At 58.1% G+C, this 24712-nt stretch carries 15 protein-coding genes, 1 pseudogene and 1 other annotated feature; of the genes and pseudogenes, 10 read left to right on the forward strand and 6 right to left on the reverse strand.

The window, feature by feature from the left end:
• Nucleotides 1-89 precede the first annotated feature (89 nt).
• Nucleotides 90-431, forward strand: coding sequence for a hypothetical protein (locus AC4ANE_RS07860; RefSeq protein ID WP_002554799.1), 342 nt, complete (start codon nt 90-92; stop codon nt 429-431).
• A 100-nt stretch (nt 432-531) separates the two neighbouring features.
• Nucleotides 532-687, forward strand: coding sequence for a hypothetical protein (locus AC4ANE_RS07865; protein WP_002554798.1), 156 nt, complete (start codon nt 532-534; stop codon nt 685-687).
• Nucleotides 688-905: 218 nt separating this feature from the next.
• Here the strand turns inward: AC4ANE_RS07865 and AC4ANE_RS07870 are convergent, their stop codons facing one another.
• Nucleotides 906-2480 (reverse strand): pectate lyase family protein, encoded by a 1575-nt coding sequence (locus AC4ANE_RS07870; RefSeq protein WP_002554797.1) that lies wholly within the window; start codon nt 2478-2480, stop codon nt 906-908.
• A gap of 169 nt (nt 2481-2649) precedes the next feature.
• Nucleotides 2650-3120 (reverse strand): MaoC family dehydratase, encoded by a 471-nt coding sequence (locus AC4ANE_RS07875; RefSeq protein WP_002554796.1) that lies wholly within the window; start codon nt 3118-3120, stop codon nt 2650-2652.
• 368 nt (nt 3121-3488) lie between these two features.
• Between AC4ANE_RS07875 and fadD2 the strand changes: the two genes are divergently transcribed.
• The 8 genes and pseudogenes from fadD2 (at nt 3489) to AC4ANE_RS07915 (ending at nt 20142) form a co-directional block, all read left to right on the forward strand.
• Complete coding sequence (gene fadD2 / locus AC4ANE_RS07880) at nt 3489-5177, forward strand: long-chain-fatty-acid--CoA ligase FadD2 (protein WP_002554795.1); 1689 nt, start codon at nt 3489-3491, stop codon at nt 5175-5177.
• 353 nt (nt 5178-5530) lie between these two features.
• Nucleotides 5531-7222: a long-chain-fatty-acid--CoA ligase FadD1 gene (fadD1, locus tag AC4ANE_RS07885; RefSeq protein ID WP_002554794.1), complete on the forward strand. Its 1692-nt coding sequence runs from the start codon at nt 5531-5533 to the stop codon at nt 7220-7222.
• A gap of 253 nt (nt 7223-7475) precedes the next feature.
• Nucleotides 7476-11387 (forward strand): ATP-dependent RNA helicase HrpA, encoded by a 3912-nt coding sequence (gene hrpA, locus AC4ANE_RS07890; RefSeq protein WP_002554793.1) that lies wholly within the window; start codon nt 7476-7478, stop codon nt 11385-11387.
• 241 nt (nt 11388-11628) lie between these two features.
• Complete coding sequence (locus tag AC4ANE_RS07895) at nt 11629-12750, forward strand: beta-ketoacyl-ACP synthase III (RefSeq protein WP_002554792.1); 1122 nt, start codon at nt 11629-11631, stop codon at nt 12748-12750.
• 120 nt (nt 12751-12870) lie between these two features.
• Nucleotides 12871-16392 (forward strand): dermonecrotic toxin domain-containing protein, encoded by a 3522-nt coding sequence (locus AC4ANE_RS07900; protein WP_460408782.1) that lies wholly within the window; start codon nt 12871-12873, stop codon nt 16390-16392.
• Between the two features lie 47 nt (nt 16393-16439).
• Nucleotides 16440-17662 (forward strand): IS3-like element IS51 family transposase gene (locus tag AC4ANE_RS07905; RefSeq protein ID WP_095178853.1). Its coding sequence is split into 2 segments (ribosomal slippage): nt 16440-16725 and nt 16725-17662, totalling 1224 coding nucleotides; the frame shifts between segments, so codons are not numbered across the junction.
• Nucleotides 16718-16834: a sequence feature (AL1L pseudoknot), on the forward strand. Its footprint overlaps the gene before it by 117 nt.
• A gap of 37 nt (nt 17663-17699) precedes the next feature.
• A pseudogene (locus AC4ANE_RS07910) lies at nt 17700-18974 on the forward strand (NEL-type E3 ubiquitin ligase domain-containing protein); the annotation flags it as partial.
• 40 nt (nt 18975-19014) lie between these two features.
• Nucleotides 19015-20142 (forward strand): GNAT family N-acetyltransferase, encoded by a 1128-nt coding sequence (locus AC4ANE_RS07915; protein WP_002554789.1) that lies wholly within the window; start codon nt 19015-19017, stop codon nt 20140-20142.
• Nucleotides 20143-20329: 187 nt separating this feature from the next.
• On the opposite strand, the gene AC4ANE_RS07920 is transcribed toward AC4ANE_RS07915, so the two are convergent.
• From AC4ANE_RS07920 to AC4ANE_RS07935, 4 genes are all read right to left on the reverse strand, one after another.
• Complete coding sequence (locus AC4ANE_RS07920; protein ID WP_005732280.1) at nt 20330-22162, reverse strand: ABC transporter ATP-binding protein; 1833 nt, start codon at nt 22160-22162, stop codon at nt 20330-20332.
• A gap of 102 nt (nt 22163-22264) precedes the next feature.
• On the reverse strand, nt 22265-22828 hold the full coding sequence (locus tag AC4ANE_RS07925; RefSeq protein ID WP_002554787.1) for a peptidylprolyl isomerase A: 564 nt from the start codon (nt 22826-22828) through the stop codon (nt 22265-22267).
• 139 nt (nt 22829-22967) lie between these two features.
• Entirely contained in the window at nt 22968-23756 is a 789-nt protein-coding gene (locus tag AC4ANE_RS07930) for an alpha/beta fold hydrolase (protein WP_002554786.1), read from the reverse strand.
• Nucleotides 23757-23769: 13 nt separating this feature from the next.
• Nucleotides 23770-24693, reverse strand: a complete 924-nt coding sequence (locus AC4ANE_RS07935) for a LysR family transcriptional regulator (RefSeq protein ID WP_002554785.1) — start codon at nt 24691-24693, stop codon at nt 23770-23772.
• Nucleotides 24694-24712: the final 19 nt, after the last annotated feature.

The following is a 24712-nucleotide window of genomic DNA, read 5'->3' on the forward strand; positions in this document are numbered from 1 at the left end:
AAAAGATCTTATAAACCACCACTGGCTCTTTCAGCCCGGTTCAAGTTGCCTCGTGCACGGCCGAAACCCCGGTAAGAGGAGGTAAAACCATGCTGCAACCTATGCTTCCGTTAAGTGTGGTGCCTGTGACATCACAGCTGGATCCGGCCAAACGCATGCCGGACATTCCACCTGTAGCGCCGGTGCAGGAGAGCTCCAGCGAGACCTCCATCGACCTGCGCAATGAAGATACTGAACGCAGCGCGTTGCCGTTGCGTGAAGAGCAACAGCGCCAGCAGCAACAGCAGCAGGCTCATGGCGGCGGAGAAGCCGAGGAATACGTGGGACTGGTGGTCCCGGGTGATTCGCTGAACGCCGACAACACCGTACCCGTTGTACCGCTCATCGACGACGAGCCGCGCCAGGGGCTTTGGGTGGATATTCAGATCTGATTGCTGCACCGCCCAGGGCTGTACTGATCACGGGACTGGTCAGGGCTGCTGCGATTGAGCATTATTGGCCCTGATTTCCCGTGTTCGAGAACCGCAAGCCATGAGCGACGATGCACAACTGATCGACCTGGGTGCCGAGCGCGCCAAGCGTATCCACGATCTGAATGACAAGCGCCTCAATGAAGTGCGTAACGCCTTCGAACAGGCGATGCCATTGAGCAGCAAAAAACCGAAGAAAAAGCCCAAAAAACGCTGATCCAGCCGCCACACCCTTGATCTGATCAGTCTGGTTCAGCAACAGCTGATCTGGATCAACTCGCCGTTATGTTCGCTGCCTTAATCTTGCTCCATCGAATGCGTTGTGGGCGGACACGCGCCTGCATGCATTCAATGAGCACGCAAGGCACTTGGGGCGACTTCGGTCGCCCTTTTTTTCGTCTGCATGCCACGCCCTGCATCGGACGCCGGGCGCTATCAGCTCACGGTTTTGGCGCCGGCATTGGCCAAGTCATAGGCTCTGGCGGCTTCGGCGGTCTTGATGTCGCGCTGATAGCTGGGCGTCCAGGCGGTCACCGGTGACTTCTGGGTGAAGCTGACATTGCTGCCGATGTCCTTGAAGTGCGCATCGCCATAGTCATCCAGCGCGCCGGAGTTGCTGGCCTTGTTGGAAACATCCACGCCTTTTGCGAAATAGTTGGCCTGCGAGAGGATGGTCGCATCCCCCGTCGCGGTGAAGCCAAGATGGAAGTTGTCGATCGAGTTGTTGTAAACGTCAAAGTCGCCATGCCGCATCAGGCCGGGTGCCCGAACATCCAGGTTGCTGAACACATTGTTGGCGATGGTCATGCGCGGGTAACCCTTGTACTCGGCCTTGGCTTGAGCGGAGTCGTCCGGCTGACCGAGAATCACGCCATATTCGTTGTTCTGGAGTTTCGAGTTGGTCAGACTGACGTTGTCTGCCGTCCCGCCGACATAAAGCAGTTTGTCCAGGCCTTTGGCGTTCTGATCCTTGGTGCCTGAATAGGTGTTGTGATCGATCCAGTATTTCTGACCGCTGCTGATGAACATCTGCATGTCACCGTTTTCGCGATAACGGCTGTCGTGGTCGAAGTTCAGATTCTGGAAGATGTCATTGCTGGCGGTCTTGCCGCTGGCCAGGTAGATGTTGTGCAGGCTGTTGCCCTTGTCGGTACCCAGCAGGGTCTTGTTGGCGCCAAAGTTGATGGTCACCTTGCTGTCGGCAGACAGGTTGGCCCCCAGTTTGACGGTACGGGCTTTGTCGTCCTCCATGTACTTCTTGAGGTCCGCTACGGTATTGACCGTGACGACTTCGCCACCATTACCGCCGGTGGTGTTCGCCTGTTTGGCGAAGCCGACCATTCCGGACATGTCGGCCCCAGGACCGTTGCCCGCTCGGTGCGCGGGTTGCGCCACTTTTTCTGTGGTCTCAGATCTGTCTGTGGCGGTTGGCAACGTTTTGGCGGGCGCAGACTGATTGGCGGCTGGCGTATTGCCTTGGGCTGACGCCGAAGTGCGCGCCGTATCAGACGGCGCTGCTGTGGCGCTCTTTTGCAGCGAGACCGGTTTGTCGGTCGGATAATCGTTTTTCACCACGAACGGCTTTTCTGTGTTGCCGGACGATGACGGCGACCCTGAAGAGGGGGCTGATGAAGACTGAAGGGAGGTCGGCGCCTGTTCCCGTTCAGACGGCGCAGGTGCCGGTGTCGAGCCGTCCTGCTGATGCCCTTGTGATCTGGAAAACAGATCCTTGAGGATGGTGCGAATGGCTTCCACCAGCTTGTTCAGCAACAACTCGACGGGGTTTTCAGTTGCACCCGAGGCTGCGTTTGTAGCGGGCGTTTGCGCCCTGGAGCCAAGGCCATTGAACGACGACTGCAACCTTGTTGCCTGCTGCGGCGGTGCGAAGTCGACCAGCTTGCTGCCATTGCCGGACGTGACCTGAGGTGGCGGACTGTTATCGGCTTGCGGGTTTATGCCCTGGGTTGGCTGCCCGGAGACGGGATAATAATTTCGGGTGATCATATTCATGGGTGATTGCCCTGCCTGCAGGAATGAACGATTCGTGATCCGGATAAGGTAGCGCTGGTTTCCTGAGTGGAAAGCGCAGCCAAAACAGTTCCGAGGGCATCATGAATTTGTGTTCAGGTCAGCAGTGGAGCCCGGGCGCGGCCGCAGGTGCGCGCGCCGGTTCCGGGTATCAGCCGAAAGTGATCTCGGGCAATACGGTCAGGTCGACGGTCTGCTGCTTGCGCGGGGCGAGAATCTCGGCTTCGCCGTCTACAACCAGCTCATCGTTCTGATTGAAAACACGGGTGGCGATGCGCACGCGGAATTTCGGCAGTTTTTCCAGGATTTCCAGGCGCACAGTCAGGGTATCGCCCAGTTTCACCGGCTTCTGGAAGGTCATCTGCTGACCGATATAGATGGTGCCAGGGCCAGGCAACTTGCATGCAACCGCCGCACTGATCAGTGCGCCGCTGAACATGCCGTGGGCAATACGCTCCTTGAACATGGTCTTGGAGGCGTATTCGGCGTCCAGGTGGACCGGGTTGTGGTCTCCGGACATGGCGGCGAACAGTTGAATGTCACGCTCTTCCACTGTCTTGCTGTAGCTGGCGGTCTGACCGACTTCAAGAGCTTCGTAAGGCGTGTTGGTGACTTGAGTCATGTGGCTGTCCTGACAATAAAAATGAATTGAAGCGTGCCGGTTCGTGCAATCCGACCTGGCCTTGATTTGTAACACTTGATGACCTGTCGCCGCCAATGCGCGGACAAGATCATTCAGACGCTTGCTGGCGCTCCCCGGATCACATTCAAGGCAAATAATAAGCAAACGCCATGTGAATACGGCTACTGAGCGATCGGGCAAGTATCTTTACCAGCCCGATTGCCGTGAGCAGTGTATCGCCGACGACAGATTTCAGTCTGAACAGAGACAAGATTCATGCTGCTGATGAGGCCCGGACGATCATTTGCCTGAGACACTTTAACTGCTAACGTCCGCCCAGACCCATGCAGGGAAAAAGGATAAAAATAATGCAAGCTGACTTCTGGGATGACAAGCGTCCGGCGGGTGTCGACGCCGAGGTGGATCTGCAAACCTACCAATCGGTCGTCGAGGTGTTCGAGCGCTGCTGCAGGAAATTCGCCGACCGGCCTGCGTTCAGCAACATGGGCGTGACGCTGACTTACGCGGAACTCGAGCGTCACTCCGCCGCCTTCGCCGCGTATCTACAGCAGCATACTCAACTGGTGCCGGGTGATCGCATTGCCGTACAGATGCCCAATATCCTGCAATATCCGATCGCCGTATTCGGTGCGATGCGCGCCGGTCTGACGGTGGTCAACACCAACCCGTTGTACACCGCACGCGAGATGCGCCATCAATTCAAGGACTCTGGTGCCAGAGCGCTGGTTTACCTCAACCTGTTCGGCAAGCTGGTGCAGGAAGTGCTGCCGGACACGGCCATCGAATACCTGATCGAAGTAAAAATGGGCGACATGCAGTCGGCGGCCAAGGGCTGGCTGGTCAATACCCTTGTCGACAAGGTCAAGAAGATGGTCCCCGAATTCCATCTGCCTCAGGCCGTCGGCTTCAAGCGCGCGCTGCGCCTGGGGCGCGAGAGCCGCATGCAGGTCGTACCGCGAGGTCTGCAGGATGTTGCCGTTCTGCAATACACCGGTGGCACCACGGGGCTGGCCAAAGGCGCGATGCTCACCCATGGCAATCTGGTCGCCAACATGCAGCAAGTCTATGCCTGCATGCGCCAGCAAGGACCGCAAGGCGGATCGCTGTTTGAAGAGGGCAAGGAGGTGATGATTGCGCCGTTGCCGCTCTATCACATCTATGCGTTCACGGCGAACTGCATGTGCATGATGATCAGCGGCAATCACAACATCCTGATCACCAACCCTCGCGATATCGGCGGCTTCATCAAGGAGCTGGGCAAGTGGCGCTTCACTGCCATGATCGGCCTCAACACGCTGTTCGTGGCGCTCATGAACCACCCGGAATTCAAGAATCTGGATTTCTCGGCGCTGAAAAGCACCAACTCCGGTGGCACTGCACTGGTCAAGGCCACGGCCGAGCGCTGGGCGCAGATCACCGGCTGCACGATCGTCGAAGGTTACGGCCTGACCGAGACGTCGCCTGTCGCCAGCGCCAATCCCTATGGCGCCCTGGCACGCCTGGGAACCGTGGGCATGCCCGTGCCCGGCACCGCGATGAAAGTCATTAATGACGATGGCATCGAGTTGCCTTTCGGCGAGCGTGGCGAGCTGTGTATCAAGGGGCCGCAGGTCATGAAAGGCTACTGGAACCAGCCTGATGCCACGGCCGAATGCCTGGACGCCGCAGGCTGGTTCAAGACCGGTGACATTGCCGTGATTGGCGCTGACGGGTTCGTCAGTATCGTCGACCGCAAGAAAGACTTGATCATCGTGTCCGGCTTCAACGTCTACCCCAATGAAATCGAAGACGTGGTCATGGCCCATCCGAAAGTCGCCAACTGCGCCTGTATCGGCGTGCCGGACGAGCGCTCGGGGGAGGCCGTGAAGCTGTTCGTGGTGGCGCGAGACCCGCAGCTGAGCATTGAAGAGCTCAAGGCCTTCTGCAAAGAGAATTTCACCGGCTACAAGGTGCCCAGACAGATCGTTCTGCGTGATTCATTGCCGATGACTCCGGTGGGCAAGATTCTGCGACGCGAGCTTCGGGACATCGCCTGACCCTTTAATCGTCTCCATGTGTGTACCTGGCCCCGTTTGCAGAACGCTGTAAACGGGGTCAGTTTTTTTCGGAAACAGGCGATTATATTGATTGGCCGCTCTGTTTCGGTACTTTCGGCGTGATGATGAAAATTTATTAAATGAATTTAAAGTGACTGTTTGTTGGTTTCTGGTCGTATTCGTGACTGTGTGGCCTGCTTCTGCCTCTAGTCGGCCTTTGGCAAAGCTGCTACTCTCGGCGCGCTTTTTGATCAGTCATAAAGCGAAAAAGCGTCTACTGCATAATTCCAAGCACAAGAAAATCATCGCTTCAGGCGATGTGAAGAATTCGCTATCGCTACGGAGCCGACTGAATGATTGATAACTTCTGGAAGGACAAGTACCCGTCCGGTATCCCTGCCGATATCAACCCCGACGAGTACCCTAACGTCCAGGCGGTCCTGAAGCAGTCCTGCCAGCGCTTCGCCGACAAGCCGGCGTTCAGCAACCTGGGCAAGACCATCACCTACGGCGAGCTGTATGAGCTGTCCGGCGCGTTTGCCGCCTGGATTCAGCAACATACCGACCTGCAGCCGGGTGACCGTATCGCCGTGCAGCTACCCAACGTATTGCAGTACCCGATTGCCGTCTTCGGTGCGATTCGCGCCGGGCTGATCGTGGTCAACACCAACCCGCTGTACACCGCGCGTGAAATGGAACACCAGTTCAACGACTCCGGTGCCAAGGCGCTGGTGTGTCTGGCAAACATGGCCCATCTGGCCGAGAAGGTCGTACCCAAGACGCAGATCAGGCAGGTGATTGTCACCGAAGTGGCCGACATGCTGTCGCCGTTCAAGCGCTTGCTGATCAATAGCGTCATCAAGTACGTGAAGAAGATGGTCCCGGCCTATCACTTGCCCAAGGCCATCAAATTCAACGATGTGCTTGGCAAGGGCCGTGGTCAGCCAGTGACCGACGTGTCGCCCGGCAGCGCCGATGTTGCCGTGCTGCAGTACACCGGCGGCACCACCGGGGTGGCCAAGGGGGCAATGCTGACGCACCGCAACCTGATCGCCAACATGCTGCAATGCCGCGCGCTGATGGCGTCAAATCTGGGCGAAGGCTGTGAAATCATCATCACGCCGCTGCCGCTGTATCACATCTATGCCTTCACCTTTCATTGCATGGCGATGATGCTGCTTGGCAATCACAACATCCTGATCAGCAACCCTCGTGACCTGCCGGCCATGGTCAAGGAGCTTTCGAAATGGAAGTTCAGCGGCTTTGTCGGCCTTAACACGCTGTTTGTGGCCCTGTGCAATAACGAGGGTTTCCGCAACCTCGACTTTTCGGCGTTGAAAGTTACCCTGTCCGGCGGCATGGCCCTGCAGCAGTCCGCTGCCGAACGCTGGAAGCAGGTCACTGGCTGCCAGGTCTGCGAAGGCTATGGCATGACCGAGACCAGCCCGGTGGCTACGGTCAATCCCGCTAAAGACGTGCAGATGGGCACTATCGGTATTCCTGTGCCGTCGACGCTGTGCAAGGTTATCGACGATGCTGGCAACGAGCTGGCGTTCGGTGAAACCGGCGAGTTGTGCATCAAGGGCCCTCAGGTCATGAAAGGCTACTGGAAGCGCCAGGAAGCCACCGATGAAATGCTCGACAGTGATGGCTGGCTCAAGACCGGTGACATCGCAATCATCCAGCCCGATGGCTACATCCGGATTGTCGATCGCAAGAAAGACATGATTCTGATCTCCGGTTTCAACGTATACCCCAACGAACTGGAAGACGTGCTGGCCACGCTCCCGGGCGTGTTGCAATGCGCGGCGATCGGCGTGCCGGACGAGAAGTCAGGCGAAACCATCAAGGTTTTCGTCGTGGCCAAACCGGGCGTTACCCTCACCAAGGAACAGGTCATGGAGCACATGCGCGCCAACCTGACCGGCTACAAGGTGCCGCGTAGCGTGGAATTCCGAGAGGTTCTGCCCACTACCAACGTCGGCAAGATCCTGCGTCGCGAGCTGCGTGATGAGGAATTGAAGAAGCTGGGCGTGAAGAAGTAGGGCGGAGCGCCGCACGATAGTTGAGATTATCGTTCCGCACGCTCCAGCGTGGGAATGCAGGTCTCGACGCTCTGCGTCGCAAAAAGGACGCGGAGCGTCCGGTATTTCGTACCTCATACTTTGTTGTAATTGAGCAGTGCTGCCGGCAAACCATGACCGCGATGGATAGCCTGGCATTCAGGCCATTCGTCACGACCCGCCACAATCTGCGACAATCCGCACCTGCCATTTGAAAAAAGACCCTGCGCGCCTGATGACCGACGAATCGCCCTCTATCGACCAACTTCTGAAAAACCTCGACCAAGCGATGATCAGCGAACGTCATCGCCTGCGCCGTCAGTTGCATGACCTGCGCAAAAAGCCTGACGAGGCGAAGCTGGCGCAGTGGGTAGCGCGGGTTCAAGCCTCCTGTGCGCAGGTGACGGCGCGGCGTGAGAGCGTGCCGACGATCCGTTATGACGACAACCTGCCCATCGCCGCCAAACGCGATGAGATCAAGGAGGCCTTGCTCAAGCATCAGGTGCTGATCATTGCCGGTGAAACCGGCTCCGGCAAGACCACCCAATTGCCGAAAATCTGCCTGGAAATCGGTCGCGGCCAGCACGGTCTGATCGGCCATACCCAGCCGCGCCGGATCGCCGCACGCAGCGTGGCCAGCCGGGTGGCCGATGAGCTGGGCACACCGCTGGGCGCGCTGGTCGGTTATCAGGTGCGCTTTGAAGATCAGAGCGACAGCAACACGCTGATCAAACTGATGACCGACGGTATTCTGCTGGCCGAAACCCAGCATGATCGCTTTCTTGAGCGCTACGACACGATCATCGTCGACGAAGCCCACGAACGCAGCCTGAACATCGACTTCCTGCTGGGTTACCTGAAAACCCTGCTGCCGCGTCGTCCGGACCTGAAAGTCATCATCACCTCCGCGACCATCGACCTGCAGCGCTTTTCCGAGCACTTCAACGATGCGCCGGTGATCGAAGTGTCCGGGCGTACCTTCCCTGTCGACCTCTGGTACCGCCCGCTGACCAGCGAGCAGGACGAGGAAGGCAACAGCGTCGAAGAAGACCTGACAGTCGATCAGGCCATTCTGGCCACGCTGGATGAGCTGGCGTCCTTTGAGCGTAGCGAGCGCAAGAGCCCGGGCGACGTGCTGGTGTTTCTGCCCGGCGAACGCGAGATTCGCGATGCCGCCGAGGTACTGCGCAAGGCGCAGCTCAGGCACACCGAAATTCTGCCGCTGTACGCACGCCTTTCGCCTGCCGAACAGCAGCGTATCTTTCAGTCCCATCCGGGTCGTCGTGTGGTGCTGGCCACCAACGTGGCCGAAACCTCGCTGACCGTGCCGGGCATCCGCTATGTGATCGATACCGGTACTGCACGCATCAGCCGCTATAGCTATCGCGCCAAGGTCCAGCGCCTGCCGATCGAAGCCGTGTCGCAGGCCAGCGCCAACCAGCGCAAAGGCCGTTGCGGGCGCGTCGAGCCCGGTTTGTGCGTGCGTCTGTACAGCGAAGAGGATTTCAACGGTCGACCTGAATTCACCGACCCCGAGATACTGCGCACCAACCTGGCAGCGGTCATCCTGCAGATGCTGCACCTGCGTCTGGGTGAGATCACCGATTTCCCGTTCATCGAGCCGCCGGATGGCAAGGCGATCAGCGACGGCTTCAACCTGTTGCAGGAGCTGTCGGCAGTCAATCGCGAAAATCAGCTGACCCCGCTGGGCCGTCAACTGGCGCGCCTGCCAGTGGATCCGCGCATGGGTCGCATGCTTCTGGAAGCTGCGAAGCAGGGCAGCCTGCAGGAAGTCTTGATCGTGGCCAGTGCCATGTCCGTGCAGGATGTGCGTGAGCGTCCACCCGAGCGTCAGCAGGCGGCTGATCAGGCCCATGCGCAATGGAAAGACGCCGACTCGGACTTCGCCGGGCTGGTCAATCTGTGGCGCGGTTTTGAAGAGCAGCGCCAGACCCTGACGGCCAGCCCGCTGCGTAACTGGTGCAGGCGCAATTTCCTGAATTACCTGCGCCTGCGCGAGTGGCGTGATTCCCATCGACAGCTGAGCCTGATCTGCCGCGATCTGCAACTGACGGTCAACAAGGAACCGGCCGATTACCCGAAATTCCACAAGGCCATTCTTTCTGGTCTGCTGAGTCAGATCGGGCAAAAGGCCGACGAGGGTGACTACCTTGGCGCACGGCAGCGGCGCTTCTGGATTCACCCGTCTTCCGGGCTCGGCAAGAAGCGCCCGCAGTGGTTGATGACCGCTGAGCTGGTGGAAACCACCAAGCTGTACGCGCGCATGGTGGCCAAGATCGATTCGGACTGGATCGAGCCGCTGGCTGGCCACCTGATCAAGAAAAATCATTTCGAGCCGCACTGGGAGAAGAAGCGCGGGCAGGTCGTAGCGTTCGAGCAGATTACGCTGTTCGGCCTGATCGTGGTTGGTCGCCGTCCGGTGCATTACGGGCCGATTGACCCGGTGGTGTCGCGCGAGCTGTTCATTCGCGAAGGTCTGGTGCGCGGTGACATCCTGTCGCGGGCCAAATGCCTGAGTGCCAATACCCGCCTGCTGGAGCAGCTCGATGAGCTGGAGGCCAAGGCTCGACGTCGCGATATTCTGGCTGACGAAGACACCTTGTTCAGCTTCTATGAAGCGCGAATCCCGGCCGAGATTCATCAGACGGCCACGTTCGACAGTTGGTACAAGACTGAAAGCCAGAAGAACCCGCAACTGCTGATCATGCGCGAAGAGGATGTGCTGGCCCGCGAGGCCAGTGAAGTTACCGCCGCGCAGTATCCGGATACCTTGCACCTGGGCGACCTCAGTCTGTCGCTGAGTTACCACTTCGAGCCCAACCACCCACGTGACGGCGTGACCTTGCGCGTCCCTGCGCCCCTGTTGCTGTCGCTGCCTGCCGAGCGCCTGGAGTGGCTGGTGCCGGGCTTGCTCGAGACCAAGAGCATTGCGCTGGTGCGCAACCTGCCCAAAGCGGTGCGCAAGAACTTCGTGCCGGTCCCGGATTTCATCAAGGCCGCGTTGCAACGTATTACCTTCGGCGAGGGCTCATTGCCCCAGGCGCTGGGGCGTGAGCTTCTGCGCATGACCGGCGTGCGGGTCAGCGAAGAGGGCTGGGCTGAAGCCGCGCAGCAGCTTGAAGGCCACCTGAAGATGAACCTGGAAATCGTCGATGGCAGCGGCAAGTTTCTCGGTGAGGGTCGTGATCTGGCCGAGCTGACGGCGCGCTTTGCCGAGGCGAGCCAGGCCGCACTGGCCGTACCTCAAACCGCGAAAAGCCAGCAGCCGGTGCAGGCCAAGGCCTTTGCTGCGGTGGCGCAAAAGACTCAGCAGAACATCGCCGGGTTGTCGATGACGGTTTATCCCGCGTTGGTCGAAGAGGGCGGAGCGGTCAAGGAAGGCCGGTTCTCCACGCAGGCCGAAGCTGAATATCAGCATCGCCGTGCTTTGCAGCGTTTGTTGCTGCAACAGCTGGCTGAACCGGCGAAGTTCCTGCGTAACAAACTGCCGGGGCAGACCGAGCTGGCCTTGTTGCACCGCGAGCTTGGCCGCATCGATGCGTTGATAGAGGACATCCTGCTGGCCAGCCTCGACAGTTGCGTGCTGGAAGGTGAAGCCAAGTTGCCGCGCGACGGTGCCGGCCTGTTGTCGCTGGCTGAGCGCAAGCGCGCCGACTGGACCGAACACGCCGAACGGCTGGCGAAGCTGACGCTGGAGATTCTCAAGCTGTGGCACGGACTGCAAAAGCGCTTCAAAGGCAAGATTGACCTGTCGCAGGCGGTTGCCCTCAACGATATCAAGGCGCAACTGAGCAAACTGGTGTACCCCGGTTTCGTGCGTGAAACCCCGGCGGTGTGGCTCAAGGAACTGCCGCGCTACCTGAAGGCTATCGAGATGCGTCTGGAAAAACTGCCAGGTCAGGTGCAGAAAGACCGGGTGTGGAGCATCGAGCTGGCAGGCCTGTGGACGCAATACCAGACACGTGCCGACAAGCACGCCCAGGAAGGCAAGCGCGACCCGGAACTGGCGCTGTATCGCTGGTGGATGGAGGAGTATCGCGTGTCGCTGTTCGCTCAGCAGTTAGGCACCAAAATGCCGGTGTCGGACAAACGGTTGAGCAAGCAGTGGAGTCAGGTGGAGGGCTGATCCTGCGTCGGCCTTCAGCACAGTCAATTGTCGCTATCAGGCCTATATTCATTGGCCCGATAGCGCCAAAACCGGGCTCTGTGGCACACTCCGCGCCTGTCTTCACCGTGTCATGAAATGCTGCTCTCTGTTGCGGGCAGCTTTTACAGTCGCACTGGTACGTTGGTCCCAAAAACAGAGGGCCTCCGAACACCGTGCCTGAGCAGGTGTTTACCTGCAACTCAATAAGAGAGGAACGACCGTGCACAACTTCGTCATCAGTGGCACAGGCCTGTTTACCCCGGCCAACAGCATCTCCAACGAAGAGCTGGTGCAGTCTTTCAATGCCTATGTCGCACAGTTCAACAGCGACAACGCAGCGGCTATCGAACGTGGTGAAGTGGAAGCACTCAGTGAATCCAGCGCCGCGTTCATCGAAAAAGCATCGGGCATCAAAAGCCGCTTTGTCATGGACAAGCAAGGCATTCTCGACCCGCAGCGCATGAAGCCCAACCTGCCGGAGCGCGGCAATGATGAATGGTCGATCCTCTGCCAGATGGGGGTTGCTGCGGCCGAGCAGGCTTTGCAACGTGCAGGCAAAACCGCTGCCGATATCGACGGTGTAATCGTTGCCTGCTCCAACTTGCAGCGCGCCTATCCGGCGATTTCCATTGAGATTCAGGAAGCGCTGGGTGTCGCGGGCTATGGTTTCGACATGAACGTGGCCTGTTCTTCGGCCACCTTCGGCATTCAGGCAGCCTGCAACAGCGTGCAATTGGGGCAGGCCCGCGCCTTGCTGGTGATCAGTCCGGAAATCTGCACCGCGCACCTTAATTTCCGTGACCGTGACAGCCATTTCATTTTTGGCGACGGGGCCACAGCCGTTGTGGTCGAGCGCGCGGATCTCGCCACCTCGCCTTACCAATTCGATATCGTCAGTACTCGTTTGTTGACCAAATTCTCCAACAACATCCGCAACAATTTCGGTTTCCTCAACCGTACCTCGGACGAGGGCCAGAATGCGCCGGACAAGCTGTTCGTGCAGGAAGGCCGCAAGGTGTTCCGCGAGGTGTGCCCGATGGTCGCCGAGCTGGTCGCGGCGCATTTGCAGGACAACGGTATCAACATCACTGACGTCAAACGATTCTGGCTGCATCAGGCCAACCTGAGCATGAACCAGTTGATCGTCAAGAAGCTGCTGGGTCGTGATGCCACCGTAGAGGAAGCGCCGGTGATTCTCGACACGTACGGTAACACCAGCTCGGCAGGCTCGGTCATTGCGTTTCATACCTATCAGGATGACTTGCCCGAGGGCGCGCTCGCCGTGCTCAGCTCGTTCGGTGCCGGTTACTCGATTGGCAGCGTGATTCTGCGCAAGCGCTGATAGCGCTTTATGGGCAGCGTCTGCATATCAGACGCTGCCTGTCATATCCCGTTATGTAACCTGCACCCCGGCGGATCTTTATTGTGTTGGCTTTTTACGAAGCCATCACGGGTATCGATCATGTTTACCGCCTACACCACGTCTGGAACGCCAGCCTCGCCTGGTTCCCTGCCTTCCTCACGACAACTCGACTCTGCGCCATTCGACGTTGAGCATCCAAATGCCGGATTCATCAGAGGCAGCCTGCCTGACTGGTATTTGAACGCCCCGGCGACCTTGCGCCAGGCACTGCACGCCAGTCATCAGAAAACCCTGCGTTCCACGCATGCGCTTGGGCCCGTTCGCAATCGTCTTTTATCAGCACAAGCATTCGCAGCGCCTCTGCTGACGCAAGCGTTTTTCGAACGCTTCGAACTTCCCTTGGATGTCGAAGCCTTTCAACTGATGACTTGGCGTTATGACGGTTCCTGGAAGCCGAATCCCCTTGAACAGACGCTGTTGCAGGCCGCCTTGCAGAACTTCGCCTCCAGTAACCGAAGCCGCTTCGATCCGTACTCGGCAATACTTCGTACTGGAGGCCTGCGTTACTGGCTTATCGACAGTGCTCAGCGCAGGTACAAGGTGGAATACAAGGACCGTCTTGATATCGACCTTGAGCAATTCGCTGATTTTTGTCATGAACTGGATCTTGGTGGCCAGTATCAGGCGCATCTGGACAGTGTATTCAAGCCTTCCACGCCAGGCGCTGCGAAAGCGGTTGCCACTGTTTTTATCGACGGTGAGCGCGATTCTGTCGAGGTGCTTGCGCACATTGCCATGATGAAGGGCGATATCAGCGAAGCCGCTTACCAGATGCTGTTGAGCGTAGTGAAGCCCGACGTCCATGCGCAATGGGGGGGCAGGGGGTTGCGCTATTGTCAGTTGCATATGCTCGATACCTACGCTTTTTCGGGCTGCCTGTTACACGGGGCTTTGCTGATTCAGCAGGATATTGCTGACCCTGACAGTGAGCCTTGTCTTGTCTATATGCCTTCAGAGCCGTCACACCCGCTCAAACAGTTCGCGTCACTCCGGGCTTTCAACGACAGCCTCGTGGCAGCGCTCGACAGTGACAGTTACAGGCGCTATTTCAGCCGCTTCGTCAGCCTTGGCCAAAGTCCGGAGTTTTTTGCGAAGCTGAAATCGCGGCTCTACCCGGTCCAGGAACACACGCTGGACGTCAATGCCGACCTGGTGTTGCAGGCGCAGCCATTTTCCAAGCCCCCGTTCGAGTTGCTTTACGACCACCTGCTGGCCAAAACCTACGTTGATTCACGGACCATAGCGGTGCCGTCTGCGCAGGCTGATCAGCTAGCCAGGGATGCGCTGATCGACAACCTGAAAAACAGTGGCATGGACATACTCAATGCGGCCGGGCTCTTTGTGCCTGTGCTGGGTGAAGTCATGGCCGTGGTTGCTCTCTATCAGATTGTCCGCGAAGCGTTCGTTGCCTACGAAGACTGGACGCACGGGGAAGTGGAAGAGGCCATGCAACATGTTTATAACATCGCCGAAAACGTCGCTCAGACAGTGGTGGTGGGCAGCGTCATTGGCGCGCTCGATCGGCTGGAACCGTCGATGTTTATCGAAAGCCTGGTGCAGAAGAGGGTGGATGGATCGGTTCGTCTTGGAAAGCCGACTGTTGGCGGTTATGCGGATACGGTTACGGTGCCTGACGGTTTGCGTGCCAATCCGCTGGGGCTTTACGAATTCGACAGCAAGACGTGGCTGCCAATGAACGGCAAGCTGTACCGCGTTGAAGCAGACGCAACCGGAAAAAACTGGCGTATCAGGCACCCGCAGGATCAGCACGCCTACTCGCCTAAGCTTGAGCACAACGGGGCCGGTGCCTGGCGTCACGAGTGGGAAAACCCCATGGGCTGGGATGAAGTCACAGCGTTCAGGCGGCTTAATGTGACGTGTGATGCGTTCACCGAAGAAGAGATCTCGCGGGTCTTGAGCATTACGGGCAGCAACGAGGCGTTGTTGCGTCAGATACATGTCGAAAGTCACCCGCTTCCAGCTCTTCTGAGAGATGCCATCCAGCGCATGGAAATCGAGCGGGGCTTGCAAGCCTGCATAGACGCCCTCAAGGCAGAAGAGTCCTCGCCAGTGCCTGTCACTCATATCGAGCCATGGATGAAGCTGCTGGTGTCGTCGCCGCACTGGCACAAGAGCCGAGGGTTGTTAGTGTTAGACGCAGACGGAACCATGATCGACGCCTGGAACGTGGGGGCGCATATGACATTTTCATCGAGTGTCGTGGGCGTGACAGAAGACCTCACGCAGGCGCTCGGCCAATTGCTGGAAGGGCTGACACCCGATGAAGTCAGTCATCTGACGGGAACCAGCGGTGCAGATAAAACTTCGCAGGTTCAAGGTTTCAAACGTTATCTGGCCGACTGTGCGCAACTTCACATGGGGCCGTTGCTTGACGAGGTTTATGCACTGCACAACCGCAGCAGTGAGCCGCTGGTCAAGCTGATTCAACGCGATTTCAGCAGTGTGTCGGACAGCATCGCTTTGGAACTCATCGAGATGGCGAGCGATGCAGACACCGCACGGATGATCTCGGAAAAACGTATCCCTCTTGAGCTTGCCGAGCATGCTCGTGAGTATCAGCAGCAACTGCGAATAAACAGGGCCATCGAAGGCTTCTACCGACGCTCGTCGGGTAATCCGGACACCTGTGCGACTGGGCTTGGCATGTTGCCGTACACGCAGGGCTGGCGTGGCGACGTTTCAATCGATCTGCTGAAAGACACGCTGGAGGGCGATGAGATCGCGAGCCTTGAAAGTGACCAGACGACTGTCGTGCATCGGGTTCTGATCAGAACCGAAGAGGTATTTCAGCCCTTCAATCAGTTGGGTGAGTCTATAGGTGAGGCTGGTCAGAGCTTTTTCAGTGCTCTGCTGAACGCGCTTCCTGATGACGTGCGTGTCAACATCGAATTGCCAGTGAATGCGGATGAGCAGCACCTGCGCAGTCTTTTGTGTCGTATCGCATCTGACAGACGTGACCGGATAGCGGAAATCCTGCAGTTGCAGCCGATCAAGCCTGGCATCAAATGGCCGCAACGACTGCACGATGGCCGTGTGGGTTACCCCCTGAGCGGACGTTTGCGTGGCCTCTTCCGCAGGCTTGGGATTGGTGCGCCCAGCCACTCGCCAGAGCTTGCGGTAAAAAGCCTGTATCCGGATTTTTCCGAAGAGCAGGTTACGACGTTTCTTCAGGCTCTGCGTGCAGAGCACACAGGTTCTGCCTCGCAATTGACGAACTTTGTTCGACAAAGGCTGCAAGGCCTCGCTCAGGAACTGAGCACTTTGCAAACCGGCCTGGACAATTGGGTACTGCAAGCTGAGCCCTCGTCACTGCTTAGACCGAGGGCAATCGCGGCGTTGCGAATTCGCAATTGCTGGAGGCGCCTGAGCGCTCACTGCAGAAACTATCAGGGTGAGTTTTTGGGGTATTCGCTTGATCTGGAGGGTCTACGGATAGGAAACATGCCGCAGGTATTGGCTGACTTCAGTCATGTGGCGGTTTTAAACGCTCGAAACATGCGGCTTACCCATTCACAGGCTGATGTATTACTTAAGCATTGAACCGCCCCGGGTTTCTCGGAGACTCCAACCTTTGAGAGGATGGAGCGATGAAAAAACTACCGAAGTATTCCCCAGAGGTCCGTGAGCGGGCCATCAGGATGGTTTTCGAACACCTTCCTGAGTACGAGTCGCAGTGGGCCACCATCAGTGCCATTGCCCCCAAGATCGGCTGCACGCCCGAGACATTACGGCTGTGGGTTCGCCAATCTGAGCGCAACAGCGGCCAGCGTGATGGGCTGAGCACAGTCGAACGTGAGCGAGTCAAGCTCTTGGAGCGTGAGAACCGTCAGTTGCGTCAAGCTAACGAGATCTTGCGTAAGGCCTCAGCCTATTTTGCCCAGGCGGAGCTCGACCGCCCATTCAAACGATGAAGACGTTTATTGATGAAAACCGCCAGTCTTACGGGGTCGAGCCGATTTGCAAGGTGTTGCCAATCGCCCCGTCGACGTACTACCGGTACGCTGCTCAGCAGGCTGACCCCAGCCAGCAGTCAGCGCGTGCGCAGCGTGACCAGGAACTGGGTGAGCACATCCAGCGAGTCTGGGATGAGCACTTTCAGGTATATGGCGTGCGCAAGGTCTGGCGACAATTGCTGCGTGACGGACTGCAAGTCGCCCGCTGTACGGTGCAACGTCTGATGGGAGAGCTGGGCCTGCAAGGCGTGGTACGCGGCAAGCCCGTCAAGACGACGGTCAGCGACCAAGCCAGGCCGTGCCCGCAGGATCATGTCAACCGTCAGTTTGTGGCTGAGTGCCCGAACGCCCTATGGGTATCGGACTTTACCTACGTCAGTACCTGGCAGGGTTTTGTTTACGTGGCCTTCATCATTGATGTCTTTGCCCGATTCATCGTCGGTTGGAAGGTGTCCAGTTCAGCGCGTACCGATTTTGTACTCGATGCACTGGAGCAAGCCCTTTACGCCCGTCGCCCAGTCAAGCAGGGTGGACTCATTCACCACAGTGACCGTGGCGTGCAGTACGTGTCCATTCGCTATACCGAGCGTCTTGTCGAAGCCGGTATTGAGCCATCGGTCGGGAGTGTCGGTGACTCTTACGACAATGCTTTGGCTGAGACCATCAATGGTCTTTACAAGGCTGAAGTGATTCATCGACGCTCTTGGCCCACACGGGGGGCGGTGGAGCTGGAAACCCTGAAATGGGTGGACTGGTTCAATCACCGCCGCCTGCTGGAGCCAATCGGTCATATTCCACCGGTCGAAGCAGAAGCAATCTATTATCAGCAACTCACCGAGTCTGCCCAGGTGGCATGACTCAAACAAAAGGGTCTCCGAGAAACCCGGGGCGGTTCACAACCCGTTGGTCTGGACCGACCAGTGCAACGCCGGTTTGCGCAATCTGAGCCGACTGGAAGTTCTGGACCTCAGTTTTTGCTCGCTTGGGCGGAGCACGCGGCTGAGTCCGCTCAACGCACTGCGCATGCTTTTTTTACGTTCTACAGGTATTGAAAGGGTGCCAGAGTGGAACTGGCGCAGTTCTGATCTGATGCTTCTCGACCTTCGTGACAACCATATCTCGGACATAACTACCCAGGCGCTCGCCCTTATTGATCGCTCCCTCAGCGATAATCGTCTGAATATACATTTGAATGGTAATCCGCTGAGTGTGCAGACGCATGAACGGATCAGAGTGCTGCGTGAGCAACGGTATCAGTCCCGTTTGGGTATCAGCCATAACCGCTTGTTGCATCAGGAAACGCCTGCCCTTAAGACCTGGCTTGGCAGTGCGAGTGGTGAGCAACTGGCTGCACGGACAGAGCTTTGGCATAATGTGCAGGACTGTTCCGGTTCTACGGATTTTTTTCAGGTGCTGAGCGACCTGACCACTTCAGCAGACTTTTTCAACGATCGTAAAGCGCTCACGACACGGGTCTGGACGATGATGGAAGCGGCTGCTGAAAATGGGGAGCTGCGTCGGCAATTGTTTGATCTTGCCGCCCATCCTCAAACCTGTGGCGATGGTCTGGCGTTAATATTCGGGGACATGGAAGTTCGCGTTGGGGTGTTCGCGATTACGTCATCCACGCCGGAAGCCGCACGGCCACTGGAGCTGTTCAAGATGACCCGCAGTCTCGACCGTCTCGATGAGGTGGAAAAAATTGCCCGTCGCGATATTGCTCTTCGGATGAAAAGCAATAAAACGGTAGATGAAGCCGAAGTACGACTGGCCTATCGAACGGGTTTGCAGGTACGGCTTGGATTGGCCAGCCGGTCCAGATCCATGCTGTTCAGGACTTTGGCGGGGGTGAGTGACGCCGATCTGGATTCCGCCTACCGCGAGATAATTGCGCGTGAAAGTACTCCTGCGTTTTTCGAGTCACTGATTGCCAGGGAGTTCTGGATGGATTATTTGGAAATCCGCTACGCCCACGAGTTTGAGCCGGTAAAGCGCCCTTTTGCTGAGCGTCTCGCCGTTCTGGATGAGCTGTCGCCGGATATGCAATCCGATCAACAATACCTTGACCGGGTAAAACAGATCACCAAGCAACGCATGCGTGCGATCAAGGCGTGTGCGATCAAACTTTCCATACAGCTTTCGGACGCTGTGAACGCAGGGCCTCAATAAGGGATACTCTCCATAACGCCTGACAATCCGGGGAATCTGCATGCCCGTTCACGTTATCGACAACCTAAGCACCGTTGCCCCTGCTCAATGGGACGCACTGGTGCCGGGCAATCAGCCGTTCCTGCGGCATGCCTTTCTCAGCGCGCTGGAAGACAGCGGCAGCCTCGGGCCACGCTCCGGTTGGCGTGCCGAACATGTGCTGCACTACGAAAACGATCAACTGGTTGCGGCATTGCCGGCCTACCGGAAGTGGCACTCGTACGGCGAATATGTGTTCGATCACGCCTGGGCAGACGCCTGCCGTCGCGCCGGAATCGCCTATTACCCCAAACTGTTGGTCGCGGTGCCGTTCAGCCCGGTTGGCGGCTCACGCATCCTGTCGGCAACGCCTCAAGGCGGCATGGAGTTGCTCAGCGAGCTGCCGGCCTATCTGCAGAGCGAGGGGCTGTCGAGCGCCCATGTGAATTTCACCGACCCGGCTGCCGATGCCTTGCTTGAATCGCAACCGGGCTGGTTGCAGCGCTTTGGTTGTCAGTTTCATTGGCATAACCGGGGTTACCGCGACTTTCAGGACTTTCTGGACGCATTGAGTTCGCGCAAGCGCAAGCAGATGCGCAAGGAGCGTGAACAGGTGGCGGGGCAGGGCATCGAGTTTGAATGGCTCGAAGGCGCGCAGATGAGCGAAGTGCTGTGGGACTTCGTCTACGCCTGCTATTCCAATACCTACGAAATTCGCGGGCAGGCGCCATACCTGACACGCGAATTTTTCAGTCTGCTGGCCGAGCGTATGCCCGAATCGATCCGCGTGGTCATCGCCTTGCAGGGCTCACGGCCTGTGGCGATGGCTTTCAGCCTGATCGGTGACGATAGTTTCTACGGGCGCTACTGGGGTTGCCTGGCCGAGTTTGACCGACTGCACTTCGAGACCTGTTTCTATCAGGGCATGGACTACGCCATCGCCCATGGTCTGCAACGATTCGATGCCGGCGCTCAAGGTGAGCATAAATTGATTCGTGGCTTCGAACCGCAGATCACCCGGTCATGGCATTACCTGATGCACCCAGGGTTGAAAGACGCGGTCAGTGAGTTTCTCGAGCAGGAACGCGTCGGTGTACTGGCGTATGCCGATGAGGCGAGGAGTGCGTTGCCGTACCGGCAGACGGAGTAGCGGAGGATATGCCTTCCCGCGTGGAGCATCGGCGCGAGACTTGTGACGCGGAGCGTCACGAAATGCATGCCAACGCGGAGCATTGGCACGATAGTCATGGGTATACATGGCAGCGGGTAGATCACTGGCCTCTGAAGATCCTGTGGGAGCGAGCTTGCTCGCGAAGAGGCCAGCAATCTCCCCATACTCAATCCACCCCTACAAACCCACCCGTCTGATGCTGCCACAACCGCGCATACAGCCCGCCGCGGGCCAGCAGTTCGGCGTGGGTGCCGGTTTCGGCGATCTGGCCTTTTTCCAGTACCACCAGACGATCCATACGGGCGATGGTCGACAAGCGGTGCGCGATGGCGATGACGGTCTTGCCTTGCATCAAGGTTTCCAGGCTTTCCTGAATGGCTGCTTCAACTTCCGAATCAAGTGCAGAGGTGGCTTCGTCCATGATCAGGATCGGTGCGTCCTTGAGCAGTACACGGGTGATCGCGATTCGCTGGCGCTGACCGCCGGACAGCTTGACGCCGCGCTCTCCCACATGGGCATCAAAACCGGTGCGGCCTTCGGAGTCCGACAACTGCGGGATGAACTCTTCGGCACGGGCCTTGCGGATCGATTCCCAAAGCTGTTCGTCAGTGGCGTCAGGATTGCCATACAGCAGGTTTTCGCGAATCGAACGGTGCAGCAGCGACGTGTCCTGGGTGATCATGCCAATCTGCGCACGCAGGCTTTCCTGGGTGATTTCAGAAATATCCTGACCGTCGATCAGGATCCTGCCGCCTTGAACGTCATACATGCGCAGCAGCAGGTTCACCAGCGTCGACTTACCTGCGCCTGAAGGCCCGATCAAACCTATTTTCTCGCCCGGTTTGATGTCCAGATTGAGGTTATGAATGATCCCGTTGCCATTGCCGTAATGGAAATCAACGCCATCGAACCGGACGCCGCCGTTTTCGATCTTCAGCGGCAGGGCGCCGGGCTGGTCATTCACCGTGACAGGCTGCGAGATGCTCTCCAGGCCGTCCTGCACGGTGCCGATGTTCTCGAAAATGCCATTGACCACCCACATGATCCAGCCGGACATATTGACGATACGAATCACCAGGCCTGTGGCCAGCGCGATGGCACCCACCGAGATCATCGACTGGGTCCACAACCACAGGGCCAGCCCGGTGGTGGTAACAATCAGCACGCCGTTCATGGTGGTTATGGTGGTGTCCATCGACGTGACGACACGGCCAGCCAGCTGGCTTTTCTCGGTCTGGTCACGCATCGCTTCACGCGCATACTGTTGCTCATGATTGGTGTGCGCGAACAGTTTTAATGTGGTGATGTTGGTGTAGCCGTCGACTATCCGGCCCATGAGTCTGGAGCGCGCATCGGACGACTCCACCGAGCGTTGTTTGACCCTGGGGACGAAGTACATCAGCGAGAGTATGAACGCCACGATCCAGGTGCCCAGCGGGATCATCAGGCGCCAGTCGGCCTCGGCGAACAGTACCATGGCGCTGATCGCGTAGATCAGTACGTGCCACAGCGCATCCACCGATTGCACCGCCGAGTCGCGCAGCGAGTTGCCGGTCTGCATGATGCGCTGGGCGATACGCCCGGCGAAATCGTTCTGGAAGAAGTTGACGCTCTGTTTGAGCACGTAGCTGTGGTTTTGCCAACGAATCAGGTTGGTCATGCCGGGGCTGATGGTCTGATGCACCAGCAGGTCGTGCAGGCCGACGAAGATCGGGCGCAGCAGCAGGGCCACCACCACCATCCAGATCAGTTCCGGGCCATGAACGCTGAAAAAATCCTTGGGCGGCGTGGTTTGCGCCAGGTCGATGATGCGGCTCAGGTAGTTGAACAGCGACACCTCGATCAGCGCACCGATCAGTCCCACGACCAGAAGCGCGAGAAACGTCGGCCATACCTGACGCAGGTAATACATGTAAAACGCGAAGACGGTGTTGGGAGGGGCAGGGGTAGGGGCGTCTTTGAAGATATCGATCAGTTTTTCAAAACGACGATAAAGCATTGGCTATCACACCCACGCGACGTGGGTTCTCCTTGATAAGTGGAGGCTCTCCCGTCCAGCCCGCACAAAGCCCGAAGGCTTTATGCGGTGCAGGTTTCCTGCTTAGTCGACGCGTTTGGCGGACTTGATCAGGATCGGGTCGATTGGCACGTTTTGCATGCCTTTCGAAGTAGTGGTGCGGGCGTTGACGATGTTGTCGACCACGTCCATACCCTTGACGACTTTACCGAACACCGCGTAACCGAAGTCACGTGTGCCGTTGTCGAGCATGGCATTGTCGTTGGTGTTGATGAAGAATTGACTGGTAGCCGAGTTAACGTCCGAAGTACGGGCCATGGCAATGGTGCCACGCACGTTGTGCAAACCGTTCTGTGCTTCGTTCTTGATCGGGTCCTTGGTCGGCTTCTGAACCAGTTGCTGGGTGAAACCGCCACCTTGCACCATGAAGCCCGGAATCACTCGGTGAAAAATGGTGTTGCTGTAGAAGCCGCTGTCGACGTAACCCAGAAAGTTCTGGGTGCTGACCGGTGCCTTGGTGTCTGCGAGTTCGATTTCAATCTGGCCGAAGCTGGTATCGAGTACCACGTGCGTGGCTTTATCCGGGGCAGCCATCAGGTTGGCGGCGAACAATACGGAGCAGGCGGTGAGGGCGATTTTTTTCAGCATGTGGCAACAGGTCCTTCGGTAAGAGATATCGACTGTGGCCGGCAAGGTAACCACGTTTGGCGTTCTTTGCCCAGCGTGTTAGAGGGTTTGCGCGGCTTCATGCCATCAGCCAGCGCACCTATTGGGCTGCACAAGGTTTTCAGACTCCGATGCTGGCCATGAATTCCAGCAGCGTGCGATTGAATTGCTCGGGCTGGTCGAGTGGCGTGGCATGCCGGGAGTCTTTGATGACCAGCAGCCGCGCATTGGGCAGGCGTTTGACGTAAGCCTCCTTGAGCGAGACCGGTGTGTAATCGTGTTCGGCTGCGATGATCAGCGTCGGGCAGGTAATGCGCCCCAGTTTGTTTTCCACGCCCCAGCCGACAATGGCATCGAAACTGGCCAGATAGGCGCGCTTGTCGTTCTTGCCCCAACGCTCGGCCATCTTGCGCCGCAGGTCGGCCTGCTCCGGCTTTGGAAACAACAGCTTGCCCAGCGCCTCGCCCAGAGTACGCATGCTGACGATGCGTGACAGGGTCCAGCGTCTGGCCAATTGCCAAAGGTCGCCTGCGCTTCTGACCTTGACCTGTGGCGCGCTGTTGACGATGCACAGGCTCGTGAGCAGGTGCGGTTGATCGACCGCCAACTGAAAGCCGATCATCCCGCCCATCGACAGGCCGATCAGGTGTACCGGACCCAGACGAAGGTGTTCGATCAACGCCTCCACGTCATTGCTCATGGCCTGAATGCTGTAGCGCCCGTAGGGTTTGTCCGAGCGACCATGGCCACGCATGTCCATGACGATGACGCGGTATTGACTGGCCAGTGCCGGGATCTGATATTCCCAGTCCTGACAGCTGGAACCCAGGCCATGTAACAACAGGACGGGGTCGCCCAGACCATACTCTTCATAGTGCAGCGAACAGTCGTCGTGTTCGAAAAAAGCCATGTGCCTACTCCTGTCAGGCGTGTTGGGGAGCAGTGAGTGCCGTGGTCAGTGGTGCGGTGTCGAACGTGCGGATCAGATCGATGAGAATTTGCGTGGCCGGGCCCAGCGACCTGTCCTTGCTGGAGTAAAGATAGAAGGTCGGGTTGCGGCTGCCGCCCTTGTCCAGGCGCAGCGGCTTGAGCAGCCCCTCGCGCAGTTCACGCTCGATCATGTGGCGAGGCAGCCAGGCGAAACCCAGGCCATTGCTGACGAAGGTGGCGGCTGTACCGAGGCTGCCGACCGTCCAGCGCTGCTCCGCGCCCAGCCAGCCGAAATCCCGTGGTTGCTGTCTGCCTGAGTCGCGAATCACCACTTGCAGCTGACTTTCCAGGTCCTGAAAGGTCAGTTCGCGATTGGCCTGGTGCAGGGCGTGGTCCGGATGAGCGACGGCGACGAACTCGACGGAGCTCATCTCGGTGCCCAGATGCCCGGCAATGCTGTAGCCGCTGATGGCCAGGTCCGCGACGCCTTCCAGCAACACCTCCTCGACACCCGAAAGCACTTCTTCACGCAACCGCACCCGGCAGCCTCGGCTTTGCGGCATGAACGCGGTCAACGCCCTGACCAGGCGTGCCGAAGGATAGGCCGCATCAATCACCAGCCGCACTTCTGCCTCCCAGCCCTGTTCCATATGGTGGGCGAGGTCTTCCAGTTGGCTGGCCTGTTTGACCAGTTGCCGTGAACGGCGCAGCAGTACGCCACCGGCGTCGGTCAGCACAGCCTTGCGTCCGTCAATGCGTAACAGCGGCACGCCGAGTTGTTCCTGCATGCGCGCCACGGTGTAACTCACCGATGACTGCGACCTGTGCAGCGCCTCGGCGGCCTGAGCAAAGCCACCGTGGTCGACTACGGCTTGTAATGTGCGCCACTGGTCGAGAGTCACGCGGGGCGCTTTCATGCTGTAATTCCTCTTAATG

The organism is Pseudomonas sp. Pme6b (genome assembly GCF_058129925.1).